This window comes from Maritimibacter sp. UBA3975 (genome assembly GCF_002384975.1).
Lineage (GTDB): Bacteria > Pseudomonadota > Alphaproteobacteria > Rhodobacterales > Rhodobacteraceae > Maritimibacter.
In genome coordinates this window covers 1-14,572 of sequence record NZ_DGCP01000002.1, presented here as the reverse complement: position 1 = coordinate 14,572, position 14,572 = coordinate 1, and the positions used below count along the sequence as shown (strand labels likewise).

Sequence of the window (14,572 nt, the reverse complement as noted above, 5' to 3'; positions counted from 1 at the left end):
GCAAGGGGCCGTTGCGAAATGCGCGTGCGTGTCATAATTGAAACGTCATGCCGATACGTCCGATCCTGATACACCCCGACCCGCGCCTCAAAAAGGAGGCCGAAAAGGTCCACGACCTCGACGACGAGCTGATCGCGCTCGCCGACGATATGCTCGAGACCATGTACGACGCGCCGGGCATTGGCCTTGCCGCGCCGCAGGTGGGCGTGCTTCAGCGCCTCATCGTGCTGGACTGCGTGAAGGACGAAAGCGAGCCGCCCCAGCCGCTCGTCATGTTCAACCCCGAGGTGGTGCTGTCGTCCGACGACACCAGCGTCTACGAGGAGGGGTGCCTGTCCATCCCCGAGCAATATGCCGAAGTGACGCGGCCCGCCGAGGTCAAGGTCCGCTGGATCGACCGTGCGGGCAACGAGCAGGAGCGGGATTTCGAAGGGCTCTGGTCGACCTGTGTGCAGCACGAGATCGACCATCTGAACGGCAAGCTGTTCATCGACTACCTGTCGCCGATGAAGCGCCAGATGATGACGCGCAAATCCCAGAAGCTGAAACGCGAGCGGGCGCGGGTCTGATGCCGCGCCCTTTCGTGATGTGGCCGGACAAGCGGCTGCGGACAGCCGCCCAGCCGGTCGAGGCTGTGACCGACGAGGTGCGCGCGATCTGGGACGAGATGATCGAGGCGATGGAGACGATGCCGGGGGTCGGTCTGGCCGCCGTGCAGCTTGGCGTGATGCAACGTCTGGCGGTCGTCGATGCGTCCGAGGAGCGCGGCAAGGCCGTGCGCATGGCGAACCCCGAAGTGCTCCATGCCAGCGTGAAGCTGCGCGAGCATGACGAAGCCTCGCCCAACCTGCCCGGCGTCTGGGCGACCATCAGCCGCCCGCGTGCGGTGACGGTCAGGTTCATGGACGAGACGGGCGAGGTGCGCGAGCAGGATTTCGTCGGGCTCTGGGCCACGAGCGTGCAGCACCAGATCGACCACCTGAACGGCAGGATGTATTTCGACCACCTGTCGAAGCTCAAGCGCGACCGTCTGATCGCCAAGGCGCGAAAGGCGAAATCATGAAACTGATCTTCATGGGCAGCCCCGACTTTTCCGTCCCGGTGCTCGACGCGCTGGTCGCGGCGGGCCACGAGATTGTCTGCGTCTATTGCCAGCCGCCGCGCCCGGCGGGCCGGGGCAAAAAGGACCGCCCGACGCCCGTGCAGGCGCGGGCCGAGGCGCTGGGCCTGCCGGTGCGTCATCCGAAATCGCTCAAGGGCGCGGACGAGCAGGCTGCGTTCGCGGCGCTCGGGGCGGATGCCGCCGTGGTCGTCGCCTATGGCCTGATCCTGCCGCAGCCGGTGCTGGATGCGCCCGCCCATGGGTGCCTGAACATTCACGCCTCGCTCCTGCCGCGCTGGCGTGGGGCCGCGCCGATCCACCGGGCGATCATGGCCGGGGATGCGCGAACCGGCGTGTGCATCATGCAGATGGAGGCAGGTCTGGACACCGGGCCGGTGCTGTTGCGGCGGGAGACGGAGATTGGCGCAGAGGAGACCACCGGCGAACTGCATGACCGGCTGTCAGCGCTGGGGGCTGATGCGATTGTCGAGGCGCTGGGACAGTTGGATACGCTGACGCCCGAGGTGCAGCCGGAGGACGGCGTGACCTATGCCGCCAAGATTGACAAGGCCGAGGCGCGGGTGGATTGGACCCGGCCCGCCGCAGAGGTCGACCAGGTGATCCGGGGGCTGTCGCCCTTTCCGGGTGCATGGTGCGAGATGGACGGGGTGCGGGTGAAGCTCCTCGGCTCACGCCTCGTCGCCGGGAGCGGTGCGCCGGGTGAGGTGATCGGGCCGCTGACCATCGCCTGTGGCGACGGTGCTGTGGAAATCACGCGGGCGCAGAAGCCCGGCGGGCGCGGGATGGACGCCGATGAGTTCCTGCGCGGGTTCCAGATGCCCGCGCGCGTGGATTAGATCCCGGCATACCATTCGTATCCGCGATCTTCCCAATAGCCACCCTTGCCCCCGGCGATTCCGTCGAGGCTTTCCACCAGTTCGATCTGCATGATGTACTTGGCGTTCTTGTAGCCCAACTGCCGCTCGACCCGCAGGCGGATCGGGGCGCCGTGGCCGACGGGGAGCGTCTGGTCGTTCATGCCATAGGCGAGGATGGTCTGCGGGTGATAGGCGTCGACCATGTCGATGCTCTCATAGTAGAGCGACAGGCCCATCCGGTCTGCGCAGCGGAATACCACGTAATTCGCGTTGGGCTTCGGCTGGACGCGTTCCAGCACTTCGGACAGGGGCACGCCGGTCCATTTGCCGATGGCGCTCCACCCCTCGACGCAGTCGTGTCGCGTGATCTGGGTGCGCGCGGGCATGGAGCGCAGGGCGTCGAGGCTGAACTGCGCGGGCTGGGCGACAAGGCCGGAGACGCCGAGCTGCCAGTTTGCGAAGCCATTGTCGCGACCCGCGAGCCATTCGTCGGTGCTGCCTGCCGTGCTGCCGTTGGTGCGGAAATCCGGTGACATCTCGGCCTCGGAATATTCGCGCACGAGCGCGTCGCGGCCCACCAGACGGTGCGTGTTGTAAGACAGCGTCTCGCCGCCCTTGAGCACGAGATCGCGGAAGGCGGGGCTGACGGCCAGCCCGCCCGCGGTGCCCGCAAGGGCGGTGTAGCCAAGCCCGGTAATGAGGCGGCGGCGGGTGATAAGGCTCATTGGTCTTTCTCCTTCGGCAGGCGGAACCAGCCGGTCAGCATGGAGCGCACTTCGTTGATCGGGCCTGCGAGCACCACCATGACGAGGTGGATGACCACGAAGCCCACCAGCCCGAAGGCGAAGATGAAGTGGAGCGAGCGCGCCGATTGCCGCCCGCCGAAAAGGTCGAGCAGGAACGGAAGTTTCGCGTTCAGGTTCGGCGACATGGTGAGGCCGGTCAGGATCATGCCGGGGAAGAGGACGAGCAGCACGGTCAGGTAGGTCAGCTTTTGCAGGATGTTGTAGCGCGCCGCCGCCTCGCCTCGCGGGAACCGCAGGCGGGCGTGGTCCTTGATGTCGCGCCAGATGTGGCCGGGACGCGCCTCGCCCTTCGCAGGCAGGAGGTCGCGGCGGTGACGGCCGAAGAGGGTGCCGATGAGGTAGGCGGTCATGGTGAGCGCCAGCACCCAGGCGAAGGTCAGGTGCCAGAGCCGGGCGCGGGCGAGGTTGTAGTTGGAGGGGATCGTGGACCACCATGGGAAGGCCCGCGCGGTCAGTTCGCCGTCCTGCGTGTTGTTTATGCCGAGGACGCCGGTGGTCGTGACGTCGATATTGCCCACACGCAGGTAACCGCGCCGGTCGTCATTGCCGATCTCCATCCAGGCGTAGTCGGGGTTCGCGCCATACTGGCCCCAGTAGAGCCGGGGGTGGGCGTTGAAGATCATAAGGCCGGACATCAGCATGACGACGAAGGTCAGCACCGTCGTCCAGTGCCACAGCCGGGTGCCGGTCCGGTGGCGATAGACGCGGTCGCCGCCCGTTGCGGGGGTGTGCTCGGCGCTTGCGGTCATGGGGCCTCCCTGTCGGTTTTGGCCGCTTGTGATGCGGCCTTCACCAAGAACAAACGGCTCCAACGTCCAAATGGTTTCAGGTGGAGCGGGCTGGCGCCCGCGCTTTGGGAGCCCGTGATATCCTTGCGGATCTCACGGGCGGCTGGAGGCCAGCCTCCAGACCTCCGGGATATTTCGAGACCGGAAAGAGGGTCAGCGGTTCGCGCCGGGCACCCAGAGGACGTCGGATTTGCCGTCGTCATTGGCCATGCGGGCCGCGGTGAAGCACCAGTCGGAGAGGCGGTTGAGGTATTTGACCGCTGCCGGGTTCACGTCTTCGACCGTCGCGAGGTCTGTGGCGAGGCGTTCGGCGCGGCGCGAGACGGTGCGCGTGAGGTGCAGGAAGGCTGCGAGGGGCGAGCCGCCGGGCAGGATGAAGCTGCGGAGCGGTTCGAGCACCTTGGTCATGGCGTCGATCTCGGCCTCGAGCCGCTCGACCTGAGCGTCGGTCATGCGGAGCGGCGGATATTCCGCCTCGGCATCCTTGGCCATGTCGGGGCGGCACAGGTCCGCGCCCAGATCGAAGAGGTCGTTCTGGATGCGCGCCAGTGCGTCGTCGGTGTCGCCGGTCGCGTGGAGCCGGGCCATGCCGATCGTCGCGTTGGTTTCATCGACGGTGCCATACGCCTCGACCCGGGGGGAGTGTTTCGGTACGCGCGTGCCGTCGCCCAGAGCCGTGTCGCCCTTGTCGCCGGTGCGGGTGTAGATCTTGTTCAGAACGACCATGTCAGCCTCCCTGCCGTTTCAGCCAGACGTAGCCCAGGATCAGGACGATGGCGACCGCTTGCGCGTAGATGCGGTAGCGCATGATCTTGTTGGCGTTGCGTTTGTTGAATTCGCCGCCGCGCCCGAAGCTGCCGATGCCGGTGAGAAGGATGAGGGCGACGATCAGGACCGCGGCCAGCGGGATGATGATGAGGGGATCTTCGAACATGGGTCTATCCTTGGTTTGGCCCAGCGATAGCGCGTCTCGAAGCGGGATGCGAGCGGCGCGTCGTCACGCCTTGGCGAGGAACCAGTCGGCCAGCCGCGTGGGCAGGAGCCGGCGCGCCCAGTAGGACATATAGGTCGGCGTTGTGACGAGGTAGCGGGGCCGGGGGCGCCGGGCCTCGAGCGCGCGGATCAGTTTTGCGGTCACGGCGGAGGCGGGCAGTTCGAAGGGGTCCTTCGCGTCGATGTCGCGGGCGAAGCGGGGCAAAATCTTTGCCTCGTAGGCTGCGCGTTTCGCCGAGGATTCCCAGTCGATATGGGCCTCGAACTGCGCCTTGGCGTTCAGGCGGAAGTTGGAGGTGATCGGGCCGGGCTCGATCAGGATGGCGTGGATGTTGTCCGGTGCGAGCTCCAGCCGGAGGGTATCGGTATATCCCTCCAGAGCGAACTTCGACGCGACGTAGGGCGCGCGCCAGCGGATCGCCGAGAAGCCCAGCGTGGAGGAGCAGTTGATGATGCGGCCGTAGCCCTGCGCGCGCATGACGGGGATGACGCGGCGCACAATTTCATGGACGCCGAAGAAGTTGGTTTCCATCATGTCCTTCAGGACGAAGGCGGGAAGATCCTCGATCAGGACCGGGAGGCCGTAGCCCGCATTGCAGAACACCGCGTCGAGCGTGCCGCCGGTGCGTGTCGTGGCTTCCGTGATGGCGGTGCCGATGCTCGCCGGGTCCCGATGGTCAAGCACGAAGCTTTCGAGCCCGTCGTCACGCAGGCGTGCGCAATCCGCCTCTTTCCGGCAGGTGGCGAACACGCGCCAGCCGCGCGCGGTCAGCGTTCTGGCGGCATCGAGGCCGATGCCGGAGGAACACCCGGTCATGATGATCGATTTCGGTTGGTTCAAGGCTGCTGAGGCGACAGGAAACGTCCGGCCATGAAGCCGCGCTCGCCTGTGTCCGTCAACACCACTTGGCGCCAGCCGTTACCGGCATCCCCGATGTCTTCCACGCGCGTGCCCTGTCCGAGGGACGAGATGACGCCATAGGCCGTGGACGGGCCGCCCCGCACGTTCACGCGCGATCCGGTGACGTAGAGGTAGTCCGCTTCAGGCTCCGCCGCCGGTTTTTCGGTCCCGCTCAGGGGACGGTTGGCTTCGGGTTCGGAGGCCGTGCCGACGACCCCGGTTTCTCCGCCTTCGACAGTGGCGACGGCGGGTTGCGCCGCAGGTTTGTCCCGGTCGGCGCGGAAGGCCACGAGCGTCGCGGTCTCGGGGCTGGCGTCTGACGCGAGGGCGCGGGCGAGGCGTTCGTCTTCCTGCGACTCCTCGCCGCTTCCCGTGATGGCGGTGATGAAATCGTCGGAGATCAGCGCCGTTTCCCGACCGATGGGGTCATCCGGCACACCTGCGTCGCGCCCGAACCAATACATCGACGCGCCGAGACCGGCGAGCGTGAGAACGGAAAGACGAACGAGGCCCATGAGTCAGATTCTCCCCAAGAGAGTCAGAAGATACCGACCGCGCCCTGCGGCTGGCAATGATTCGGCAGGAAGATGGCGAATAAAGCCGTCCTTTTGGTGGCAGCTGTGTCACGTCCGTCTTCCACATATGAAACGCGCTTTACGCGATTCCGTTCCTTCAGTATTCCGGGTCCCATGACCGACCAGGTGGATGACCCCCAGAACCCGATCACCGAATTCGCCGAGCCGCTGCGCCGGGCGATCGGCGACCGCTACCTGACCTACGCCCTGTCCACGATCATGAACCGGGCGCTGCCCGACGCGCGCGACGGGCTGAAGCCGGTGCACCGGCGCATTCTCTATGCGATGCGGGAGCTGCGGCTGGCCTCTGGCGGGCGTTTCCGCAAGTCGTCGAAGATTTCGGGCGACGTGATGGGCAACTATCACCCCCACGGCGACACGGCGATCTACGACGCGATGGCGCGGCTCGCGCAGGACTTCAACGTGCGTTACCCGCTCGTCGACGGGCAGGGGAACTTCGGCAATATCGACGGGGATAACCCGGCGGCCTCGCGCTATACCGAAGCGCGGATGACCATCGTGGCCGAGGCGCTGCTCGAAGGACTGGACGAGGATTCGGTCGACTTTCGCGAGAATTATGACGGGACGCTGCGCGAGCCGGTGGTTCTGCCTGCCACCTTTCCGCACCTGCTGGCCAATGGCGCGGCGGGGATCGCGGTGGGGATGGCGACGAACATTCCGCCGCACAACATCGCGGAACTGGTGGATGCCTGCGTGCATCTCATCAAGACGCCGGATGCCCGCGATGACACGCTTCTGAACTACATCCCCGGTCCGGATTTTCCGACCGGCGGTATGATCGTGGAGCCGCGCGAGAATATCGCGGAAGCTTACCGCACCGGGCGCGGCTCGATCCGCCTGCGCTCGAAGTGGGAGGTCGAGGACCTTGGCCGGGGCCAGTGGCAGATCGTCGTTACCGAGATCCCGTTTCAGGTTCAGAAATCCAAGCTGATCGAAAAGCTGGCCGAGGTCATCCAGACCAAGAAGGTGCCGCTTCTGGCCGACGTGCGCGACGAGAGCGCGGATGACGTGCGGATCGTGCTTGAGCCGAAGTCGCGCAATGTCGAGCCCGACATGCTGATGGGGCTTTTGTTCCGGAACTCCGATCTGGAAGTGCGCTTTTCCCTCAACATGAACGTGCTGATCGACGGGCTGACGCCCAAGGTCTGTTCGCTCAAGGAAATCCTGCGCGCCTTCCTCGATTTCCGGCGCGAGGTTCTGATCCGCCGCTCGCAGCACCGGATGGCCAAGATCGATCACCGGCTGGAGGTGCTCGAAGGCTTCATCATCGCCTTCCTCAACCTCGACCGGGTGATCGACATCATCCGCTATGACGACGACCCCAAGGCCGGGCTGATGTACGAGGACTGGTCGCGCCCGCATCAGGACACGATTCGGCGTGCCACGTCCGAGGCCGACTACGTCTCGCCGCTCATCGGTGTGGATGTTGCGAGCCTTGAGTTGCGCGAGGATGTCGACGCGACCGCGCCCGAGATCATCACGGACAGCACCGGATCGGGCGCCAACCCGCGCCGGTTCGTGGGGCGGTCCGAGGGGCTGTCGGACGTGCAGGCCGATGCGATCCTCAACATGCGGCTGCGGTCGTTGCGGCGTCTCGAAGAGCTGGAGCTGATCCGGGAGCGTGATGCGCTGATGGAAGAGCGCGCCGGGCTCGAGGACCTGCTGGACAGCGAAGACCTGCAATGGACGCGCATCAGTGACGAGCTGAAGGACGCCAAGAAGAAGTTCGGCAGGGATTACGAGGGCGGCGCGCGGCGCACGCAGTTCGCGGAGGCCGCCGAAGTGCCGGACGTGCCGCTGGAGGCGATGATCGAGCGCGAACCTGTGACGGTCGTGTGCAGCCAGATGGGCTGGATTCGCGCCATGTCGGGCCATGTCGACCTGAGCCGCGAGTTCAAGTTCAAGGATGGCGACGGTCCGCGCTTTGCCTTCCATGCCGAGACGACGGACCGGGTGATCCTGTTCGGGGCGAACGGGCGGTTCTACACGCTGTCCGCCGCGAATCTGCCCGGCGGGCGGGGGATGGGCGAGCCCGTGCGGCTCATGATCGACCTGCCCAACGACGTCGAGATCGTGGACATGTTCGTCCATCAGCCCGACCGCAAGCTGATCGTCGCCTCCAAGGCCGGCAACGGGTTCATCGTGCCCGAGGCCGAAGTCGTGGCCCAGACCAAGAACGGCAAGCAGGTGCTGAATACCTCCGGCACCGTCGCGAAACTCGTGCGTCCGGTCGCGGGCGATCACGTCGCGGTGGTGAGCGAGAACCGCAAGCTGCTCGTCTTCCCGCTGGCCGAGCTTCCGGAGATGGGGCGCGGCAAGGGCGTCAGGCTTCAGAAATACGGCAGCGCGCGCGGGCGGCAGGGGACGCTCGACATCGATGGCGGGCTGTCGGACCTTACCACCTTCGACCTCGCCGCGGGCCTGAGCTGGGCCGCGACCGGGGACCGGACGCGCACAGAGGTGGACATGAGCCCGTGGATCGGCAAACGGGCCGGGGTGGGGAAAATGCCGCCCCACGGCTTCCCGAAGTCCAACACCTTTACCTGAATTTTGCCGGACGAACGATGTCGTGCAAGCTTCCCGCATAGCTTGTGGGAGATTTCATTGACCCGTCTGTCCGCCGCTCTCGTGCGTCTCGCCCTCGCCTTTGCCATCCTTCCGGGCGTCGCGTCGGGCGCGCCCAACGGGTTCGAGAACCATGTCTTCAACGGCCGCGCGCCCGTCACGCAGAACGGCGTCGTGACGCTCCACGTGGAGGAGGGCGATTGCAGCAGCCGCAAATACGGTGACGGGCGTGGCGAGAGCGATTGCTTCAACGGCAACCTCCGGTCGCGTATCGCCTACCGCAGCCACGCGAATCTGGGCCAAAGCCTCGAATACGCCTTCGAGGTCATGGTGCCCGCTGGTTTACGTTACGGCGGTGGACCGAACCGGCGCAGTCTTCTGGAAATCGCCGAGTGGCAGCGCCTCAACACGATCAAGAACCACATCCACACGCTCCACCTCGACAGCGTCAAGGGCATCTCCTTCGACGACACGCGCTGTATCCCGCCGGGCGCGTTCGGATCGTGGCGCAGTATCAAGGTGCAGGTGAAATGGGCTGCAGGCGAGGACGGGTTCCTCCAGGTGATCTGCGACGGCAAGCCGGTCATCGCCTATCGCGGCCAGACGGCGATCCCGCGGGACTGCGGACAACCCGGCGTCTTTCAGTGCGTGCCGGACCTTCAGCGCGTGAACCAACCGGTGCAGTTCCAGCTTGGCATCCTGTTTCGCGGGTACGGAGAACGGGCGCGGCGTGACGGTCTGAACCGGGCAGGACGGATGCCGCCTGCCGGCGGTTTCACGATCCAGATGCGCAATATCCGGGTCTCGCGCATAAAGGTGCGCTAGGGCGCGCTGTGTCTCCGCAGTGCCATGCGCGGGCACAGCGAGGACGCGTGATGGTGGACATGCGACCGCGGATCGGCAAACGTGCGGTCGGGGCCTCGCGCTCCGACTGGATTTCATCGCATCGAAACGCGGCCCTGACCCATGACCTTCGCCGACCTCTCGACGGACTACAAAGGCGCCAAGTCGCCAATCTTCCGTCTTGCGATGATCACGGGGATTTTCACGGTGATTACGGCGGGCATGTACCGCTTCTGGATGAAGACCCGGATGCGGCGCTATTACTGGAGCGCGATCCGCCCGGGGGGCATGCCTCTCGAATACGTCGGGCGGCCCACCGAGAAGCTTCTGGGGTTTCTCACCGCCGTCGTGATCCTCGCCTTCTACATCGGGATCGTGAACCTGATCCTGATGTTCTTTTCCTTCTCGCTCTTCAGCGGGAACGCCCCGGCCTATGTGGTGTCGGTCATTGGGATCACGCCGATGATCTTTTTCGCCCAGTACCGCGCGCGGCGCTACGTGCTGGGGCGCACGCGCTGGCGGGGCATCCGGTTCGGGCTGGAGCCCGGTGTCGCGGGCTTTGTCTGGCGCTCGATGCTGCATTGGGGGCTGACTGTGCTCACCGCCGGTCTCTACTGGCCGGTCATGACCTATTACCTTGAGAAGTATCGGGTGGATCGGACCTACTATGGCGATCACCGGATGCATCAGGGCGGGTCGTGGAAGATGCTCGTCCGGCCGATGCTGCATGTCTATCTGTCGGTCGCCCTGATGGGCGGGACCGGCGCCCTGATCGGAGTCACGGGCGAGCCGCGGTTCGGCCCGCTGATCCCGCTTGGCTTCGGCTGGTTCGTCTATGGCCTCGCCGCGTGGAAGGCGGGGAGCTTCAAGGCCCTGACCGAGACCAAGACGCTGGGTGACGCGAGCCTGCGCACCAGCCCGCGCACGGGGCGGATCATCGGGATCTATGCCGGTGGCTGGGCCGCGATGAGCGGGCTGTTCCTCGTCGGGATGATCGCTGGCGGGATCGTGGTCGGCATCCTCGCTGCCATCACCGGGTTCGACGGCGACGTTCTGGAGGAAGGCTATTTCACCACGCTGGGTGCGCTGCCCAAGATCATTCCGATCGTCGCGGGACTCATCGTCTATTTCGGGGTGTTCGTGTTCTGGAACGTGTTGAAAGAGACCTTCATTACCCTGCCACTGGCCCAGCACCTTGCCGAAGTGACCGAGGTGGTGAATCCCGGCGCGCTCATGGCTGTGCGCCAGCGTGACCGTGACGAATTCGCCGAGGCCGAGGGCTTTGCCGATGCCCTGCCGCTGGGGGATGCGTTTTGAGCGACGAGACGGGGATGGCGCCCACCGCGCCCGACACGCCGCCCGCGGACACCACCGTCTATGCCGATTACGTCGACGGGACGGATGCGGTCATGCACCGCGTGGCGCTCGAACTGTCGCGCACGCATCTCAACATCATCCTGCCGGACGGGAACCGGGTCTACTGGCCGCTCGACGCGCTGCGCGCCCTGCGCGATCAGGCCTATTCCGAAGGGATCGTGCTGACCGAGGGCTTCGACAACATGGCGCGGCTGGTGGTGGACAACCCCTATGTCGCCGCCGAACTGCGCTCGGTCGCGCCGAACCTTGGTCAGCGACAACCGGTGGGCAACTGGGGCCGGATCACCGCCTGGGCAGGTGGTGCGGTCGCGAGCGTGGCGCTCATCATCTTCGTCCTCGTGCCGATCATGGCCGACCAGCTTGCCACCTACCTTCCGCCGGATGGCGAGCGCGCGCTGGGCGATGCGACGTTCGAGCAGATCCGGGGCGCGCTGGGCCGGGCCAATTCGCCGGTGCAGCTGTGCGAGGACGGCGACGGGATGGCCGCCATCGACGCGATGATGGCGCGGCTCGACCCCTCGGACGACCTGCCGTACGAGGCACGGATCGCCGTTCTGGACCACGAGCTTGTCAATGCCTTCGCGCTGCCCGGCGGCCGGGTGATCCTGTTTCGCGGTCTGATCGAAGCGGCGGAGACGCCTGAAGAGGTCGCCTCGATCCTCGCCCACGAGATCGGCCATGTGGTGAACCGCGACCCGACCCGCGATGCCCTGCGGTCGGCCGGGTCCATTGGTGTGCTCGGTCTTCTGTTCGGCGATTTCGCGGGCGGCACAGTTGTGCTGATGCTCGCCAACCAGCTTATCAACGCGAAATATTCGCAGGCCGCCGAGGCCGGGGCGGACGATTATGCCCACGACCTCATGCGGGAAGCCGGGGTGGACCCGGCGGCGCTCGGCACGATCTTTCAGCGGCTGATGGACGAATACGGGGACGCCGAGGGCATCATGGCCCACTTCGCCAGCCACCCCCAGATGGTCTCGCGCATCGAGGCGGCGCAGCAGGCATCGGGGGGGCAGGACTATGGCCTGCCCATCATCACCCCGGCGCAATGGCGCGCGATGCAGACGATGTGCGGGCCGGCCCCGTCCGACCCGGCCGAGGATCTGCCTGCGGAAGAGGGAAATGGCGGCGGCGGGCTGGGCGGCCGGAACTGAGCCGGGCCGAAACCTTCAGGGACCGGCCGTCTCGCCCAGCGGCTGCACGTCCAGCCAGACGCCGCCCTTGGGCCTGAGCGACAGGATCATCACCGGCTCGGGATCGCGCCCCGGTATCGCGGTGAACCGGAACCGGGCGAGCAGCGTGGCCAGCACAATGATCGCCTCCTGCATCCCGAAATCCATTCCCAGGCACACCCGCGGCCCCGCGCCGAAGGGCAGGTAGGCGTAGCGGTCGACGGACTTGGGATCTGCGAAGCGGTCCGGGTCGAAGGCGTTGGGCTCGTCCCAGATGCATTCGTTGCGGTGGAGCGCGTAGAACGGAAGCAGCATGACATCGCCCCGCTTCACCTCGCGTTCACGCAGCATGTCGGGTTCCGTCGCCGTGCGCGACAGGATCGCGACGGGCGGATACAACCGCATGGTTTCCAGCACGATCTGGCGGATATAGGGCAGGCCGGCCACGTCGTCGGCCCCGGCGGCCCTGTCGCCCAGAACCGCCTGCGCCTCGGCCCGCGCCTTTTCCTGCACCTCCTCGTCGAAAGCCATGAGATAGAGCGCCCAGGACAGGGTGAGCGCCGTCGTCTCGTGCCCCGCCACGAGGAAGGTGAGGAGGTTGTCGCGCAATTCCCCGGCCGTCATGGTGCGCCCGGTCTCGGGGTCCGACGCGCCGATGAGCAGGTCGAGGAGCGGCGGCGGATCGGCCGGTTCGCGGCCCATGCGCGCCTCGATGGCCGCGTCCGTCGCCTTGATGAGGTCCGAAATGATGACCTTCGCCACCGCCCGCGATGGCCGGGGAACGAATGCCGGCACCCGCAGGATGTCGAGGAGCGAGGCCCGCCCCGCCGTTTCGAGGTAGCGGTCGATGGCCTTGTGCGCGACTTCGCGCGGAATCGCGGTGTCCGACGACATCGACACCGCCGCGATCACGTCGAAGGCAGTGCGCAGCATCTCGCCATACATGTCCTGCGGGCCGGGACGGGCGGCAATCCGCCGACTGGTCTCTTCCGCCGCCTCGGTCATTACCGGAGTGAGCGCGGTAAGGTTGCGTGGCGCGAAGATCGGCATGGCCGCGCGGCGCTGCCAGCGCCAGTGCGCGCCCTCGGCCAGGAAGAGCCCGTTGCCGAGCGCAGGGCGCAACATGGCCTGTGCTTCCTCGGATTTCGGGTAGTTCTCGGCCTTATCCTTCAGGATTCGGCGCAACGAGGGCGGGTCCATCACCATGTGGAACCGCCGCACCACATGGCCCGATACGATGGGCTGGGTGAAGGCGATCCGGGGCAGGAGCGCCAGCGCATTTTCCTGCATCGCCCTGACGGCGTTCAGGAACCTGCGGGGCTTTTCCGGAATCGGGACGGCGACGGGGGTGCGTTTGTTCGGCATGGCGCCACCTTTGCCGCCTTCACGCCCACAGGCAAGGACGTGAATTGAACTACCCGGTTTCAGCGGGTATGCACGAGTGAATCTTTCGAGGAGTGAGCATGTCCCGCCTGACGACCTTCGCAGCATTGGCCGCCGCAGCCGTTTCCCTGTCGGCCTGTGCCGTCACCAATGACCTTGCAAAAGTGCCTGAACCGATGGGGCGCTTCCTGCTGGGCCACTCGGTGACCGTCGTCGAGGAGCCGGAGATCGGCCCCTTCTCGCGCGAAGCGACCGACGAGGCTTGGGAAGAAGCCATCAACTTCGCGATGGAGGAACGCTTCGGCCGCTACGACGGCGACAAGTATTTCCACATCGCCACCAAGGTCGACGGCTACGCGCTCGCCATGATCGGCATTCCTGTCGTGTTCACGCCGAAATCGGTGCTCGTCGCCTCCGTCACCCTGTGGGATGACGAGAAAGGCGAGCCGATCAACGAACCCGAGATATTCACGGTTTCCGAAGAGCTTTCGCCCGAGGCGCTGATCGGCACCGGTCTGACCAAGACCGCCGACGAGCAGATGCTGTCGCTGGCGCGTTCGCTCGCCAAGTCGGTGCAGAAATACATGCTCGAGAACGTCGCATGGTTCGGTGACGCCTCGCTCATGGACCCGGCCACGACATCGGCCGGCAAGCCTGCGCCGACCGCCGGAACGGTCCCGCCGCAGTTCGCGCGGGTCAAGGCCGGCGAAGAGGGCGCGGTCCTCGAAGGCGGCCAGGAAGTGGGCGGCACATCCACTGGCGTCCGCAGCGAGACGCCGGGCGAGATGGAGACGACCACCTCCGGCGAGACCATCATCGAATCCTCGAGCTGACGGACCGATCCCCGTGGGACACCACGGGGACGCCGTTGGCCGAAGACGGGCGGACCGCGTGCACGCGCCGGTCCCGCTTGTGCAGGGGTGCAAACGCGCCACGGGTTGCACCCGTTCTGATGCCATCAGCGCTTGATTTTCCCCTGTGCATTGGCTACTTGCCCCCCCGTGCATGGAACCGGGCCCAGGGTGGGCCCCTCAGAGATATGAGGCGCATGGCCAATGGCTAAGGAAAAGTTTGAACGTAACAAACCGCACTGCAACATCGGCACCATTGGTCACGTTGACCACGGCAAGACGACGTTGACGGCTGCGATCACGAAGTACTTCGGTGA

16 protein-coding genes are annotated in these 14,572 nt (G+C 66.0%); 9 read left to right on the top strand and 7 right to left on the bottom strand.

Annotated features, from left to right (window positions below; all coding sequences use genetic code 11):
* The first annotated feature begins 47 nt into the window (after positions 1-47).
* Genes def (B2585_RS00335) through fmt form a run of 3 tightly spaced genes read left to right on the top strand, consistent with a single transcriptional unit; the run spans position 48 to position 1,959 of the window.
* The gene (gene def, locus B2585_RS00335) at positions 48-569 is read left to right on the top strand and encodes a peptide deformylase (protein ID WP_292019007.1); all 522 of its coding nucleotides are present in this window, start codon (positions 48-50) and stop codon (positions 567-569) included.
* The gene (gene def, locus B2585_RS00330; protein WP_292019006.1) at positions 569-1,063 is read left to right on the top strand and encodes a peptide deformylase; all 495 of its coding nucleotides are present in this window, start codon (positions 569-571) and stop codon (positions 1,061-1,063) included. The genes def (B2585_RS00335) and def (B2585_RS00330) overlap by 1 nt, the downstream gene beginning before the upstream one ends.
* A complete protein-coding gene (gene fmt / locus B2585_RS00325) occupies positions 1,060-1,959 on the top strand; it encodes a methionyl-tRNA formyltransferase (protein WP_292019005.1) in 900 nt (299 codons plus the stop codon). Before def (B2585_RS00330) ends, fmt begins: the two co-directional genes overlap by 4 nt.
* Here fmt and B2585_RS00320 read toward each other — a convergent pair.
* The 6 genes from B2585_RS00320 to B2585_RS00295 form a co-directional block, all read right to left on the bottom strand.
* Positions 1,956-2,705 carry a molybdopterin-binding protein gene (locus B2585_RS00320; protein WP_292019004.1) on the bottom strand — a complete coding sequence of 250 codons (750 nt, stop codon included), beginning with the start codon at positions 2,703-2,705 and terminating at the stop codon, positions 1,956-1,958. The genes fmt and B2585_RS00320 overlap by 4 nt on opposite strands.
* Positions 2,702-3,535: a cytochrome b/b6 domain-containing protein gene (locus tag B2585_RS00315; RefSeq protein WP_292019003.1), complete on the bottom strand. Its 834-nt coding sequence runs from the start codon at positions 3,533-3,535 to the stop codon at positions 2,702-2,704. Before B2585_RS00315 ends, B2585_RS00320 begins: the two co-directional genes overlap by 4 nt.
* Positions 3,536-3,727: 192 nt before the next feature.
* A complete protein-coding gene (locus B2585_RS00310; protein ID WP_292019002.1) occupies positions 3,728-4,300 on the bottom strand; it encodes a cob(I)yrinic acid a,c-diamide adenosyltransferase in 573 nt (190 codons plus the stop codon).
* A gap of 1 nt (position 4,301) precedes the next feature.
* Positions 4,302-4,508, bottom strand: coding sequence for a twin transmembrane helix small protein (locus B2585_RS00305; RefSeq protein ID WP_292019001.1), 207 nt, complete (start codon positions 4,506-4,508; stop codon positions 4,302-4,304).
* Positions 4,509-4,571: 63 nt separating this feature from the next.
* Positions 4,572-5,408 carry an SDR family NAD(P)-dependent oxidoreductase gene (locus tag B2585_RS00300; protein ID WP_292019000.1) on the bottom strand — a complete coding sequence of 279 codons (837 nt, stop codon included), beginning with the start codon at positions 5,406-5,408 and terminating at the stop codon, positions 4,572-4,574.
* Positions 5,405-5,983, bottom strand: coding sequence for an SH3 domain-containing protein (locus B2585_RS00295; RefSeq protein WP_292018999.1), 579 nt, complete (start codon positions 5,981-5,983; stop codon positions 5,405-5,407). The genes B2585_RS00300 and B2585_RS00295 overlap by 4 nt, the downstream gene beginning before the upstream one ends.
* A 174-nt stretch (positions 5,984-6,157) precedes the next feature.
* Between B2585_RS00295 and B2585_RS00290 the strand changes: the two genes are divergently transcribed.
* The 4 genes from B2585_RS00290 (at position 6,158) to B2585_RS00275 (ending at position 12,003) form a co-directional block, all read left to right on the top strand.
* On the top strand, positions 6,158-8,611 hold the full coding sequence (locus B2585_RS00290; protein ID WP_292018998.1) for a DNA topoisomerase IV subunit A: 2,454 nt from the start codon (positions 6,158-6,160) through the stop codon (positions 8,609-8,611).
* Positions 8,612-8,668: 57 nt separating this feature from the next.
* Positions 8,669-9,454, top strand: a complete 786-nt coding sequence (locus B2585_RS00285) for a hypothetical protein (protein ID WP_292018997.1) — start codon at positions 8,669-8,671, stop codon at positions 9,452-9,454.
* 141 nt (positions 9,455-9,595) lie between these two features.
* The gene (locus B2585_RS00280) at positions 9,596-10,789 is read left to right on the top strand and encodes a DUF898 family protein (protein ID WP_292018996.1); all 1,194 of its coding nucleotides are present in this window, start codon (positions 9,596-9,598) and stop codon (positions 10,787-10,789) included.
* Positions 10,786-12,003 carry a M48 family metallopeptidase gene (locus B2585_RS00275; protein WP_292018995.1) on the top strand — a complete coding sequence of 406 codons (1,218 nt, stop codon included), beginning with the start codon at positions 10,786-10,788 and terminating at the stop codon, positions 12,001-12,003. The genes B2585_RS00280 and B2585_RS00275 overlap by 4 nt, the downstream gene beginning before the upstream one ends.
* Positions 12,004-12,018: 15 nt before the next feature.
* Here the strand turns inward: B2585_RS00275 and B2585_RS00270 are convergent, their stop codons facing one another.
* On the bottom strand, positions 12,019-13,386 hold the full coding sequence (locus B2585_RS00270; RefSeq protein ID WP_292018994.1) for a cytochrome P450: 1,368 nt from the start codon (positions 13,384-13,386) through the stop codon (positions 12,019-12,021).
* 98 nt (positions 13,387-13,484) lie between these two features.
* Between B2585_RS00270 and B2585_RS00265 the strand changes: the two genes are divergently transcribed.
* Both B2585_RS00265 and B2585_RS00260 read left to right on the top strand, forming a co-directional pair.
* On the top strand, positions 13,485-14,237 hold the full coding sequence (locus tag B2585_RS00265; protein WP_292018993.1) for a hypothetical protein: 753 nt from the start codon (positions 13,485-13,487) through the stop codon (positions 14,235-14,237).
* Positions 14,238-14,459: 222 nt separating this feature from the next.
* The coding region (locus B2585_RS00260; protein ID WP_292019843.1) for a GTP-binding protein at positions 14,460-14,572 on the top strand (113 nt) is incomplete at its 3' end.